This is a genomic window from Planococcus chinensis, from assembly GCF_020071995.1.
Classification (GTDB): Bacteria; Bacillota; Bacilli; order Bacillales_A; family Planococcaceae; genus Planococcus; species Planococcus chinensis_A.
In genome coordinates this window covers 316,434-328,920 of sequence record NZ_JABWTK010000002.1, presented here as the reverse complement: position 1 = coordinate 328,920, position 12,487 = coordinate 316,434, and the positions used below count along the sequence as shown (strand labels likewise).

13 protein-coding genes are annotated in these 12,487 nt (G+C 41.0%); 11 read left to right on the top strand and 2 right to left on the bottom strand.

The window, feature by feature from the left end; all coding sequences use genetic code 11:
- The first annotated feature begins 14 nt into the window (after positions 1–14).
- The 9 genes from HU147_RS04700 (at position 15) to HU147_RS04660 (ending at position 8,537) form a co-directional block, all read left to right on the top strand.
- The gene (locus HU147_RS04700; protein ID WP_224075138.1) at positions 15–1,313 is read left to right on the top strand and encodes a Zn-dependent hydrolase; all 1,299 of its coding nucleotides are present in this window, start codon (positions 15–17) and stop codon (positions 1,311–1,313) included.
- Positions 1,314–1,476: 163 nt separating this feature from the next.
- On the top strand, positions 1,477–1,773 hold the full coding sequence (locus HU147_RS04695) for a MarR family transcriptional regulator (protein WP_224075137.1): 297 nt from the start codon (positions 1,477–1,479) through the stop codon (positions 1,771–1,773).
- 661 nt (positions 1,774–2,434) lie between these two features.
- Positions 2,435–3,100 carry a YveK family protein gene (locus tag HU147_RS04690; RefSeq protein ID WP_224075136.1) on the top strand — a complete coding sequence of 222 codons (666 nt, stop codon included), beginning with the start codon at positions 2,435–2,437 and terminating at the stop codon, positions 3,098–3,100.
- 29 nt (positions 3,101–3,129) lie between these two features.
- On the top strand, positions 3,130–4,125 hold the full coding sequence (locus HU147_RS04685; protein WP_224075135.1) for a GNAT family N-acetyltransferase: 996 nt from the start codon (positions 3,130–3,132) through the stop codon (positions 4,123–4,125).
- A 55-nt stretch (positions 4,126–4,180) separates the two neighbouring features.
- Positions 4,181–4,660, top strand: a complete 480-nt coding sequence (locus HU147_RS04680) for a hypothetical protein (protein WP_224075134.1) — start codon at positions 4,181–4,183, stop codon at positions 4,658–4,660.
- A gap of 27 nt (positions 4,661–4,687) precedes the next feature.
- A complete protein-coding gene (locus HU147_RS04675) occupies positions 4,688–5,005 on the top strand; it encodes an MGMT family protein (RefSeq protein WP_224075133.1) in 318 nt (105 codons plus the stop codon).
- Positions 5,006–5,204: 199 nt separating this feature from the next.
- On the top strand, positions 5,205–5,939 hold the full coding sequence (locus tag HU147_RS04670; RefSeq protein WP_224075132.1) for a gamma-glutamyl-gamma-aminobutyrate hydrolase family protein: 735 nt from the start codon (positions 5,205–5,207) through the stop codon (positions 5,937–5,939).
- A gap of 154 nt (positions 5,940–6,093) precedes the next feature.
- Positions 6,094–7,149, top strand: coding sequence for a calcium/proton exchanger (gene cax, locus HU147_RS04665; protein ID WP_224075131.1), 1,056 nt, complete (start codon positions 6,094–6,096; stop codon positions 7,147–7,149).
- An 83-nt stretch (positions 7,150–7,232) separates the two neighbouring features.
- Positions 7,233–8,537 (top strand): glucose-6-phosphate isomerase, encoded by a 1,305-nt coding sequence (locus HU147_RS04660; protein WP_440137290.1) that lies wholly within the window; start codon positions 7,233–7,235, stop codon positions 8,535–8,537.
- Positions 8,538–8,580: 43 nt separating this feature from the next.
- Here the strand turns inward: HU147_RS04660 and HU147_RS04655 are convergent, their stop codons facing one another.
- Together HU147_RS04655 and HU147_RS04650 are read right to left on the bottom strand one after the other, a co-directional pair.
- Positions 8,581–9,000, bottom strand: a complete 420-nt coding sequence (locus tag HU147_RS04655; RefSeq protein ID WP_224075129.1) for a hypothetical protein — start codon at positions 8,998–9,000, stop codon at positions 8,581–8,583.
- 13 nt (positions 9,001–9,013) lie between these two features.
- Complete coding sequence (locus HU147_RS04650) at positions 9,014–10,435, bottom strand: helix-turn-helix domain-containing protein (RefSeq protein WP_224075128.1); 1,422 nt, start codon at positions 10,433–10,435, stop codon at positions 9,014–9,016.
- 308 nt (positions 10,436–10,743) lie between these two features.
- Here HU147_RS04650 and HU147_RS04645 point away from each other — a divergent pair, with 308 nt between their 5' ends.
- Positions 10,744–11,289 carry a general stress protein gene (locus HU147_RS04645; RefSeq protein WP_224075127.1) on the top strand — a complete coding sequence of 182 codons (546 nt, stop codon included), beginning with the start codon at positions 10,744–10,746 and terminating at the stop codon, positions 11,287–11,289.
- A 251-nt stretch (positions 11,290–11,540) separates the two neighbouring features.
- The gene (locus HU147_RS04640; RefSeq protein ID WP_224075126.1) at positions 11,541–12,479 is read left to right on the top strand and encodes a general stress protein; all 939 of its coding nucleotides are present in this window, start codon (positions 11,541–11,543) and stop codon (positions 12,477–12,479) included.
- Positions 12,480–12,487: the final 8 nt, after the last annotated feature.

Sequence of the window (12,487 nt, the reverse complement as noted above, 5' to 3'; positions counted from 1 at the left end):
GGAGGACTTTAATAATGGCAATACATAACCCAGTATTTGAAGAATTGATGAAAGACTACGACAGCGCCTTATCTCATTCGGGCGTCAGCGGAGAGCGTCTTGCCCGCCGGCTGTACGAATTGTCGCAGATTGGATTTACACAAGTCGGGGGAGTTAAGCGCCCTGGATTTTCACAGGAAGAAAAAACAGCAAAAGAACTGGTGAAAAAATGGATGCAAGAAGCAGGACTACAAGTCACTGAAGATGGTGCGGGAAATGTCAGCGGCCGTTTACGAGGAAAGAACACCGCTGCAAAAGCGATTGCTTCCGGCTCCCATGTGGACAGTGTGCCGAATGGCGGGAATTTCGATGGTCCCTTAGGCGTCTTATCAGCTCTTGAAGTCGTTGAATCGTGGAAAGACACCGGGTATACACCTGAAAAACCGTACGAGGTAATCATTTTTACAGATGAGGAAGGGTCCCGGTTTAATAGCGGATTAAGCGGAAGCCGGGCCATGGCAGGAGAAATAAGCGAAGAAGAAGTGCTGCAGCTGCGGGATTTTGATAATAAGGGCCTTGAGCAGGTACTGCAGGATTATGGCAGTTCGCTTCAAGCTTTTAAAGAAGCGAAGCGGGATATCACGGAATTGGAACTTTTTGTGGAAGTACACATTGAACAAGGGAAAAAGCTGGAACGGGACAACCAGCCTGTCGGTATTGTCAGCGGCATTGCCGGGCTTGCCTGGTTAAAGGTGGAGTTTATCGGGGAAGCCGGGCATGCGGGCAATACGCCGATGATCGGCAGAAGAGATCCGCTCGTAGCGGCTGCCGAGTTTATTCAGAAGGTTTCTGGATTTCCGGAACAAGTCAGCGAAACGGCAGTAGCTACGGTCGGAAAAATGGAAGTATTTCCTAACGGGGCCAATGTAATTCCCGAGCGCGTAGTGTTGAACGTCGATATACGGGATATCCAGGAACAGACACGTGACCGCTTATTGGACCTGATTACTGAAGAAGCCAAAAGTATAGCGGAGAGCAGGGGGATAAAACTGAATCTTGAACAAAACACGAAAATCCAGCCTATTCCAATAGCAGAAAACCTAAAAGATAAACTGGCAGACTCTTTAAAGAAATTCGGAATTATGCCGACTTACATTCCAAGCGGGGCCGGGCATGATGCTATGGTCCTCGGACGGCATATACCAGTGGCTATGCTATTTGTCAGAAGCAAAGAAGGCATCAGCCATAATCCGAAAGAATGGTCCTCGCTAAATGATTGCATAGCCGGTGTACATGTTTTAAAAGATTTTATTGAGAAGGCGATGAAGGAATAAATGCTAACATCCAAGCCCGTCCTTTAAGGACGGGCTTTTTGATGGTTTCAAACAAAAAAATGATTTTTTTACGATAAATTTACATATGAGTGAATAATCAGTAAAATTAAGGGTATATATGTAAATAAGAAAAATAAAAAGTAAAGATATGGGAGGCGACGGTATGGTATCTGCAAGAAGTCAATTATCTGAAACACAGCCATTTATGGACCACGAATTGATAAAAGAAAGCCGCGTATGTTTTATGAACGAATCCAACCGAATTGCGGAAACAGGGGAGAGGTTTATTAAGTACTTCTTAAGAAACGCAACTCCTGAAGGTGTTCTTTTTAAAACCATCAAAGAAATTACGGTGGAAATGAATATACCGCATCAGACATTATCCCGTGTGTTGAAAAATCTGGAAAGCCACGAAATTATCTACCGCAGAAATGGAATTATCGGTTTATGGAAGAATTAAGGAAAAGCATCACTTCTAAAAAGAAGTGATGCTTTTAGTTTGTTGAGAAAGATTTGACTTATTAACCGATATTCCGCAAACCGGCTGCGAAGTTATTGGTCGAAGCTTGCGAGACCCAGGGCTTTGCGACGGAGTGCATAGCGCTGCAACGTACTTTTTTGTCTCGAAGCTAGCGCAGCGATGCAGAGACAGGAGCAATACGACTTTCTCCGCTGTTTTGTTTTATACCAATGAGAAGGCAAGAAACTACGAGGTGCTTCATTTTATTCCTTCTCTCTACGTAGATCTTTGTAAAAAAGCAAGAAAATAGAATAAAGCGGCTTGGCGCGAGCCTGCAAAAAGCGTCCGCCTGAAGCGGAATGTTTTAGATCGTAAAGGTTTCTCAATAGCTTGGAAGCATCACTTCTAAAAAGAAGTGATGCTTTTTTTATTTAATTCAGAAAAAAATGAGCAAGGGCATTTTATCCTGTTTTAGGAAAGACGCTGGAAAATTATTAGCTTTCGAGAGTCTAATTGCTTAGTATTTACAAATAATTTTTAAGTTTTTTACATAAAAGTGTAGATAGGACTAAGAAAATATGATATAAATGAACTACAATTATCTGAATTTTAAGAAACCTAATATTTAATGAGGCAATGTGCTTAAAAGGAGGAATATTCGGTGGGCCAAAAAATGCTGATTTTCAGTATCATGAAAAATTTAAGAAAACGGCTGAAACTAATTTTAGGAATTACGTTTCTATCTGTTGGAATGGTCTGGTTTTTATCTCAATTTGTCTTGATGCCAGAGTATAAAGCGACCAGCCAAATTTTAGTTGAACAATTGACGAGCATCTCTCCGCCGACAGATATGCCTTTAACAGAACAAGATCCACAAGTAGCTGATATGTACAGCATTGCTTTAAGAAGCCCGGAAGTTTTAGGGAAAGTTATAACGAAGCTAGAGCTCGATATGAATATCCCCGAACTGCATGAGAAAATCACTGTTTCTGAAGCTATCGACTCCCAAGTTTTAAATATTACGGTTACAAGCCTCAATAAAGAAGAAGCAGCTCTGATTGCCGACGCAGTTGCTTTGACATTTAAAGAAGAGGTGCCCAACATGATGCAATCCAAAAACGTGTCGGTGATTCCAAACGCCGCCGACCAAGCGACCGCTTCACCTTTTGAAAACAGTTTGGTTTTCAGTTTGGGGATTGCCGGAGCATTCGGCTTCATCATTGGCACGCTTATTGCTTTCATCTTAGAAATGATGGATACACTCTTTAAAACTGGCCGTCGGGAAAACAAGGATGCGTCGACGAAGCTTCAAACGGTTTTTAAATAATCTTGAGTGAAGAAACAGGGGTGAAATACATGTATGAGGTTATTGCCATACAGGATCATATGCGCTGGCAAAAAATTCTCGACTTTTTACAAGTCACAGATATTTATTACACGAGCCAATACTTTCAAAGCGCTATGAAATTAGACCCCGGTGAATCTTTGATGTTTTATTATACCGACGACGAGGGAGAAGTGGTCTATCCTTTCATCAAGCGGAAGATAGAAAATGGCGAACCAGGTTATTTTGACATTACCACACCATTTGGTTATGGCGGGCCTTTGCTGAAAGCTAAAAAGAACGCGGCGAACTTGGCCGCCAATTTCATAAAAGAATTTTTCGGTTTTTGCGAAAAAGAAAAGATCATTGCGGAATTTATCCGTTTTCATCCACTTTTGGACAATGCACAATTTTTTAAAGATCATTTCAAGCTGCTGCCTTTATATGAAACCTATACCGTTCAATTGGAACAACCCAAAGGCATGCAAGAAGAGCTGATGAATATCGAGAACAAGGGAATCATTATAAAAAAACTGGGTACGGTCCGCCACATGTTCGAGTTTCTTGTTTTGTATTATTCGGCAGTGCGACGAAGAGAAGAAGCGGATAGCTATTATTTTTTTACAAATGATTATTTTGAATCGCTTATCAGTTCGCTCGGTTCCAACCTTCATCTGTTTGGAGCTTATTGTGAAAATAAATTGGTTTCAGCGTGCTACGTACTGACTATGGGAGACACGATTTACCACCATTTGGACGGAAGCTTAGAAGATGCGGAAGATTCTAATGCCATGAAAGCGTTATTGCTGAAAATAGCCCAGTGGGGAAGTGACAATGGCTATGCTTTCTTTCATTTGGGAGCGGACTATAAAGGGGAAGAAAGAAAAATTTCGGAGTTAAAAAAAGGAGTAGCCAATCAGAAGCCTTCTACCTTTTATATATGTGAAAAAATCCATAATACCTCAACTTATAAGAAGTTAATCTCTGTAGAAGAAATTGATGTCATTAAAAGATATCGAAACGTTTAACAGTGATCCATGCCTGGTGACAAAGCAAACAGCTACTTTAGGAGGAGGAATAGACATGAGATTTTTGCAATATAAAGGAGTCATTGAACGCGAATACAAGAAATCCTTGAAGAAAATCATGTACGAATTATGTGTGGAGCAAGGATTAAGTGCATCTCAAGGTGCGAAAAAACTGGGAGTTGCCAAAGAATTATTTGTTTATTGGAGACATCATTACCGCTATGAAAGAAAACAATTGTTGTTTGACCAAACAGTAAAAGATATAGACATGTTAGAAGGACGTTACGCTGAAGATGCCAAGTCGATCCATTTAAACAAAGCTTTCCAGCATGAAGACGAGAAGTCACTTCACGGTTTGGAAGAACTGATTGACCACATGATTGATTATTATAAAATGGTTCATTACAATAGTAAGGGCTTGGCAATTGAAACTGCAAAACTTCCGTTGTATGAATTTAGCCGAGGGGTTGTAGAGCGGTATCGTCAAGGGGATTTGCTGGCTGAAGCCAAGATGCACAGCAAAGCCATCGAATAAATAATGGGTTAGTCAGGTGGAACAGCAATGCAGGCATTTACTGAAAAGGCAATTCAAACAATCAAAAATATTCCAAGCGGAAAAGTGATGACGTATGGACAAATCGCAGCCTGTTCAGGCAGTCCGCGGGGAGCGAGGCAAGTTGCAAGATTGCTGCACAGCATGAGCAGTAAACACCAGCTGCCATGGCACCGAGTGGTCAATTCACAGGGACAAATTGTTATTCAAAATGAGGAAGCCCGTTATGCACAACAGGCATTTCTTGAAGAAGAAGGAATCGAAGTGGATATGCGCGGAAAAATTGATTTGAAACGCTATCAATTCAATCCGCCGGAAGCTCCGTGAAAATGCCTTCTGCAGTTTTGAGGCTATAAAAGGATTCGGCAGACAGCTTTCAAGGTGTTTTCTCTCGTAAGAAAGTACCTTGAAAGCTGTTTTGCATGGGTGCTTCAAAGTCGTATTCAATGATGGTGAACGTTTATACTTCCTTTAGAGTGGGTATATATCGTAAGCATGCTTTTAATGAAAAGAGGAATTTAAATATATGAAGAATTCACTAAAACCAGTCATTGGGATTACAGCACGTGTTGAAAAAGACCAGACTTACACACTTGACCCGGTCTATGGAAAAGCTATTTTACAGTCAGGCGGATTGCCGCTGATTGTTCCGATTGTTGATGAAGAAGACATTCCAGCCTTATGTGAACGATTAGACGGGCTGATAGTCACAGGCGGGGGCGATATCAATCCAACGCTTTACGGAGAAGAACCGCATGTTCGTTTGGGCGCAGTTTATCCGGGTGGCGACCAATACGAAAAAGAATTGATTTTAAATTTCCTGAAACTGGATAAGCCGTTTATTGGAATGTGCCGTGGTTTTCAAATGTTGAACATTGCGTTAGGCGGTACAAATTATCAGGACCTTGAGGCCCAATTTGAAGGGCAGTTGTTCCAGCACAAGCAACTGGCGATGCGGACGCACCGCACGCATTCGGTGGAGCTTGAGGAAAACAGCCAATTGCTGGAGATCATGGGGGAAAAGAATTTTCACGTCAATTCTTTCCATCATCAAGGAGTTAAGGATGTTTCAAGTGAATTGCGAGTTGCTGCCCGTGCGGCAGATGGCTTGGTTGAAGCGCTTGAAAGTGATAAACATCAGTTTGTCATGGGCATTCAATGGCATCCGGAAGAATTTGCCGTTCAAGGTGATGAGGCTTCTAAAAAAATATTTGACCGTTTTGTCAAAGAATGTGAAAAAGACAAAGGCCAAAATCAGTAAATGTAAAAGCACCTCTTTGAGGTGTTTTTTTTTTTTTGTCTTTTTTCAAAAAAATACGAGCTGATTTGTTTTGTTTTGTTTTACCTCTGGAAACGCGTTAATCTTTTTAAAAAGAAGGGTATGAAAGCATAAAACGAATTTAGGAGAGGATTGTATGAATCGTATATTTGGCATCATTGTATTGATTGGTGTGCCGCTAACCGTCATCGGTTCATTCCTGCACTGGCCTAGCGTAGCAATGTTTATCATTTGTTCAGTCAGCGTAGTCGCGTTATCAAGTTTTATGGGACGGGCTACGGAAAGTTTGGCTATTGTCAGCGGTCCGCGCATCGGTGGTCTTCTCAACGCTACTTTCGGAAACGCAGTAGAACTCATTATCTCCATTTTTGCTCTGAAAGCGGGTCTGATTGGCGTAGTGCTTGCCTCTCTCACCGGATCGGTATTAGGGAATTTGCTGCTGGTCGGCGGCCTTTCCTTTTTCCTGGGAGGCATTAAATTTAAAAGACAAAAATTCAGTATCCATGATGCCTCGCATAACTCGGGGTTATTAATTTTTGCTGTAGTGGTTGCTTTTGTTATTCCAGAAATTTTTTCAGCGAGTATGAACGAAACGGAAACGATCCAATTGAGTGTAGGCATTTCCATTATTATGATTTTGCTGTATTTAGCGGGGCTGTTTTTCAAATTGGTAACTCACCGCGGAGTTTATGCCCATGCTGATCCCGAAATGGATACTGAGCACGAAGAGCCTGAATGGTCGAAGCGCAAAGCCATCGTTGTTTTGTTTGCCGCTACTTTGATTGTTGCCTATGTCTCAGAAAATTTAGTGCATACATTTGAAGAAGTTGGCCAGCAGTTTGGCTGGTCTGAATTATTCATTGGAGTCATCATTGTCGCAATTGTAGGGAATGCGGCCGAGCATGCTTCGGCATTAATTATGGCAATGAAAAACAAAATGGATGTTGCAGTTGAAATTGCGATTGGTTCCACTTTGCAAATTGCGATGTTTGTTGCACCGGTTCTTGTGTTGATTTCGCTATTTATGCCTACTCAAATGCCCCTGGTCTTTACAATATCTGAGCTTGTGGCAATGATTACAGCGGTATTTCTTGCTATTAATGTAATGAATGACGGCGAATCCAACTGGTTTGAAGGATTAACACTGCTAGCTGCTTATCTGATAATGGGAATTGGGTTTTACTTGCTATAAAAAGTAAGACTTTTTACATATCTATTATTGATCAAGCCAAATCATGGTAAACTGAAGATACTAAAAAAAGGATGGTGGTTTTTATCAAAACAGTATCTTTGAATGATAAGTACACAGCACAATTCATTGAAAAAGACGAAATAACCGCAATTCAGGATTTCATTGAAGCGACGCATCACAAGATCCATAAAAAAACAGGAGCCGGAGCTGAATACCTGGGCTGGCTCGAATGGGCAACAAATTTTGATCAGGACGAACTGGCTCGAATAGAGCAGACGGCACAAAAGCTTCGTGCGAATTCAGATGTATTGATAGTCATCGGCATCGGCGGTTCATATTTGGGGGCAAAAGCGGTGCAAGACCTTCTTCAACCGTCTTTCGGTTTGAATGAAATGGATGTCATTTACGCGGGCCAAAACTTAAGCGGCCGTTATCTGGAAGAGCTTTTAGCTTATATCGAAGGAAAAGAAGTAACATTGAATGTTATTTCTAAATCGGGTACAACTACCGAACCAGCGATCGCGTTCCGGGTACTGCGTGACTGGATGCAGAAAAAATACGGAGAAGAAGCGGCTGACCGGATTATTGCGACTACTGACAAAACGCAAGGCGCACTTCGCAAATCGGTTGAACAGAGCGGTTACACATCTTTTGAAATTCCTTCTGATATCGGCGGGCGCTACTCGGTTCTGACAGCGGTAGGTTTATTGCCTTTAGCTGTCGCTGGAGTAGATATTCGGGCACTGGTCGAAGGGGCAGCCCAAGCAGAACAAGAATTGGCATCAGCAAATGTTTTTGAAAACGATGCATATCTTTATGCGGCCTATCGCCAAATTTTAAATGCAAGAGGCCATTCTGTCGAAGTGATGGCCAGCTTTGAACCCGCGATGGCTGGCTTAAACGAATGGTGGAAACAATTATTCGGTGAAAGTGAAGGGAAACAAGGGAAAGGAATTTTCCCGGCATCCGTTATTTACTCGACGGATTTGCATAGCATGGGGCAATTTCTTCAAAATGGTCGCCGTACATTGTTTGAAACGATGATTAGTTTTACAGAAGATCAACACGAAAGCAAAATACCATTTGATGCAGAAGATGGCGACGGCTTGAATTACTTGGCAGACAAAACAATGCATGAAGTCAACCAGCAAGCGATGAATGCTACTGCATTGGCGCATGTTGAAGGCGGAGTGCCTGTCCTGACGATTGAAGTGGAGCGTGTAGATGCTTTCCATACAGGCTATCTCCTTTATTTCTTCATGAAGGCGTGCGCGATGAGTGCCTATTTATCCGGCGTGAATCCATTTGATCAGCCAGGAGTGGAACTGTATAAACAAAATATGTTCGAATTGCTTGGTAAGCCAGGCTATGAGAAAAAGAATAACTAAAAAACAGCAGCCGCTCCTCAGAGCGGCTGCTGTTTTTTTAAAATTAAGCTTTGAAGTTCTCTTTTACAGACCAAGGTTCAGGAACGCGGAAACCATTCGCAACTTCAGTTCCAGTGGACCAAGGTTCAGGAACGCGCCAGTTGGCGACTTCGGTTCCAACAGACCAAGGTTCAGGAACGCGCCAGTTGGCGACTTCGGTTCCAACGGACCAAGGCTCAGGAACACGCCAGTTAGCGACTTCAGTTCCAACGGACCAAGGCTCAGGAACGCGCCAGTTAGCGACTTCAGTTCCAACGGACCAAGGTTCAGGAACACGCCAGTTGGCGACTTCGGTTCCAACGGACCAAGGTTCAGGTACTCGGAATCCATTTGCTACGTCTTCATTTTCCGCAGTCGCATTACCTAAAGAAAGACTGGTTAATGCTAATATTGCGGTAAAAAGTAAAGCAGTACTCTTTTTCATTTACCTTCACTCCTCAGCTTTTTCTAATCAAATTTTTGTAAGCTCTTTGAGAGTTTCTGTAATATTCTGCAGATTTTTCATAAAGGGCTTGTTTGTAGTATACATTACCCAGCTGACTATAAAAATATCCTAGTTCATAAAAGTTTTTATGAACCTTCAAACTTGGAATCAAATAAATCAGTGTTAAGTCCTCAAACTCTTTAAAGTTATTATTTATTAAGTGAATCAAACACATAAATTGTATATAAGATTCTTTGAAAGCTTGGTTAGTAGGGGAATCTAAATTTAAGTTTTTAGATTTGATGAGTGAAACTCCTTTTTCTCCCCATTTTTTTGCTGATTCCATATTATCTAGTTCTAATTCGGACATAATAATTAGGCAATAACTTAATAGACTATCAGCGATGTATTCAGGTGGGATGAAAGTCAAGGCAGTTTCCATATGGTTTATAGCTAGTTCATACTCTTGGTTTAAAAAATAATTATAGCCAAGGTTGTATTCCGTAGTAAACTTTAAAATTTCAATTTCAAGTTTTCTTCCGATGGTTGAAGCGTTTTGATAATGTTCTATTGAAATCTTGTAATTACCCAGTCTGTTGTGAGTAATTCCCATATTGATATGGCATTCTACAATTCGTTTAGGGATAAATTCTTGCTGATAAATTTTTAAAGCCATTTCTGTGTATTGAAAAGCTAATTCAGTTTCCCAGCATTGCGTAGCTGTAATTCCAATAGAATAAAATAAATCTCCTTTTTCTGAAGAAGTAGAACTATTAGGAGCTATTTTCTCAGCCATTTGATATGTCTTAAGTGCTGTTTCAAATTCATTCAAAATGTAATGATAATTTCCCTTGTATTTATGAAACAAGTAAAACTGCTCTTGGTTCATAAATTCTTTGAAGCGTTCCATTTCCTTCAACTTTTCTTCCGCGTTGTCCAAATCACCTGTAATGATAAAATAGCGAATTTGCTGAATATTGTATTCCAGCTCAATATCCTCATTCACAAAAAGCAACGGGTGATCGTGGATGTCAGCATACTGTTCCATGATTTTTCCTTTGTTTTGAGGATGAAGCAATGAAGTTTTAAAATTCTTAACTAATACTTGGCCAATCGGGTTTTCTTTAGGGGCCAAAGAAATTTCAAGTTTCTTGCACAATGCTTCCAAATCGCGCAATGACGGCTCTTTAAGGCCGGATTCTATTTTTTTCAATTCTCTCGGAGAGAGAATCCCTGAAGCAGTTTCTTCTAGGCTGATTCTTTTTTTCAGCCGGTGGTATTTGAGGCGCAAACCTGTATTCATTGATTCTCTCCTTTCCATTTGAATGGGCAGAATATCAGTCATCCATGTAGGAGAGTTCTTTTCTGACTTCGCAGCGGCTTCTGAAAAATTAAAAGTTGAAAGATTGTTAAGTACTATAATATCCGCCTCCACAACTTGTGTTTTACGTAACTTATTCTGTAATCCTCATGATAGCACCAATATTCAAAATATACTGCCTTTTTAAGTCCTATTTTACAAATAAAAATATAAGGTAAATTATACCTAGAAGGGAAATAATTATAATGTAAAAGCAATTAGGAAAGGATTTGTATGCTTCTATTCTGGAAACGACCCGCTACTATAGAAGCTGTTTTGCTTGAACGGCTGGGATTGGCAACCACTGAAGGCTAATGTAAGTTTAAAGCTTCTTTGATATAGGGTAAAGATAGGAAAATACTTTATTCTTTGGAGGTTTGCACATGGGCTACGAAAAAAAAGTACTTGCAGTTGTATATGCTGAAAATGATTTATTAAATAAAATCAATGATCTAAAGCAGCAAGGATACGATGAAAGTGAAATCCATGTCATGGCAAAAGATATGGATCAGTTCGATCGCATTGAACATCAAACGGATGTGGAAACCGAAGGAGCAGGTTCGTTTAAAGAAAAGTTTAAAGGCATTTTCTCAAGCCATGATAATGGCGGTGGAGTGAAGTCGTTAGATCTTTCCGATGAAGAAACGAAGCGATATTCTGATGAAATTGACAAAGGCGGCATTCTTCTCTATGTCTATGGCGGCCGCAAAGGCATTGATGAAGTGATTGAGGAAAGCCATTTCCGGGACCGGGAGGGCAATCCAGTCCAAGCTTCAACAAATGAATTCGTAAATTCGGTAGATAATACCTTTGATGATCCTCAAGATCGATTCGATCGGGGAGAATCATTTCAGCATGATCCATTATTGATGAAAGAGGAAAATCATATTTCATTTACGACTCAGCCGGAACATGACAAAAAGAAATAAAATAAACACATTAAAGAAAACAGTAATGCATTTTTAATAAAAAAACAAGAAACCTTTGCCAATTTATCCAGGCAAAGGTTTCTTTATGATTTTCTATTTGCAAGCAGCAGACTCCGTGCCTAACTATATCGACAGTATTAAATTAATCAAAATTTGGAAATTGAGGCATTTTGAATCTGTACGGATAGGTTTTAGATTTCCAAGGCTAAGGGTAGACATATATTAAATCGATTAATAGGAGGCTGAAAAAGATGAATTCAAGAAACCGAGAATTTATATTAGTATACAGTCAAGAAGAAATGTTGAGCAAAGTGGAAGAATTGAAAATGCGAGGATATCATGAGAGCGATATACATGTGTTAGTAGATGACGATTCGGTGCTTGGCGCAGTTGATGACCGCCATGAGCTGCAAACTCATGAAACCGGTTCATTAGGAAGCAAATTTAAAACTTTCTTCACAGGCAAAGACAGTGTGCGGGAAGAATTAAAGCAAATGGACTTGGAGCAGCGCGATATTGACCTGTATCAGGAAAGCCTTGAGAATGGGGCAATCTTGCTTTATACAGAAGGCGGTTCATCCAGAGAACAGGACAATTATTCTTCGTTCGACGACGACACACGCACAATTGACAGCGATGAAGAAAAACGCAATACGGCGATGGCACCTTTTGGCCGGGACATCGAACGGGATGACCGGAGACACCGTGATGAAAAAATTCATGACAAAGATGTAGTTGGCACCGATCTAGGGACGACAGGCATCCGTTCTGATGAAACCTATACGACAGAACTTCCTCGTGAAGGACAATATAGCGCTTCGAATCATAGTGATCAAGGCCAGGATTCCCGTCTAAAAGGAGACAGCATCCATCCGACAACGGGAAACAGCACTGCTGATGAAAGCAACCCGGAAGAAAAGTTGATGGAGCATGAGCCGGGGCTTGGAGCAGATACGGGGCAGGACATCATTAATAGTGACGATGGAGTCCATAGAAGACAGGATGACCAATCTCCAGGAGTAGATCCGAACTTGGGGCCGGCGCCATTTGGACGCAACTCCGAAGAAGAGCATTTACTGGCGGACCACGATGACAATTTTGAAGAATCGCGCAATCCGAGAGATGGAAGATCCCTTCATGATGAAGCAGATAAAAAAACGGGCACTCCACCGACACCTAAGTTATTTTAAACCAAAAA

Bases quoted from the DNA above. Each gene is read 5' to 3' on its own strand.
- HU147_RS04700 (WP_224075138.1), top strand. From the start codon at position 15: ATGGCAATACATAACCCAGTATTTGAAGAATTGATGAAAGACTACGAC.
- HU147_RS04695 (WP_224075137.1), top strand. From the start codon at position 1,477: ATGGTATCTGCAAGAAGTCAATTATCTGAAACACAGCCATTTATGGAC.
- HU147_RS04685 (WP_224075135.1), top strand. From the start codon at position 3,130: ATGTATGAGGTTATTGCCATACAGGATCATATGCGCTGGCAAAAAATT.
- HU147_RS04680 (WP_224075134.1), top strand. From the start codon at position 4,181: ATGAGATTTTTGCAATATAAAGGAGTCATTGAACGCGAATACAAGAAA.
- HU147_RS04675 (WP_224075133.1), top strand. From the start codon at position 4,688: ATGCAGGCATTTACTGAAAAGGCAATTCAAACAATCAAAAATATTCCA.
- HU147_RS04670 (WP_224075132.1), top strand. From the start codon at position 5,205: ATGAAGAATTCACTAAAACCAGTCATTGGGATTACAGCACGTGTTGAA.
- cax (WP_224075131.1), top strand. From the start codon at position 6,094: ATGAATCGTATATTTGGCATCATTGTATTGATTGGTGTGCCGCTAACC.
- HU147_RS04655 (WP_224075129.1), bottom strand. From the start codon at position 9,000: ATGAAAAAGAGTACTGCTTTACTTTTTACCGCAATATTAGCATTAACC.
- HU147_RS04645 (WP_224075127.1), top strand. From the start codon at position 10,744: ATGGGCTACGAAAAAAAAGTACTTGCAGTTGTATATGCTGAAAATGAT.
- HU147_RS04640 (WP_224075126.1), top strand. From the start codon at position 11,541: ATGAATTCAAGAAACCGAGAATTTATATTAGTATACAGTCAAGAAGAA.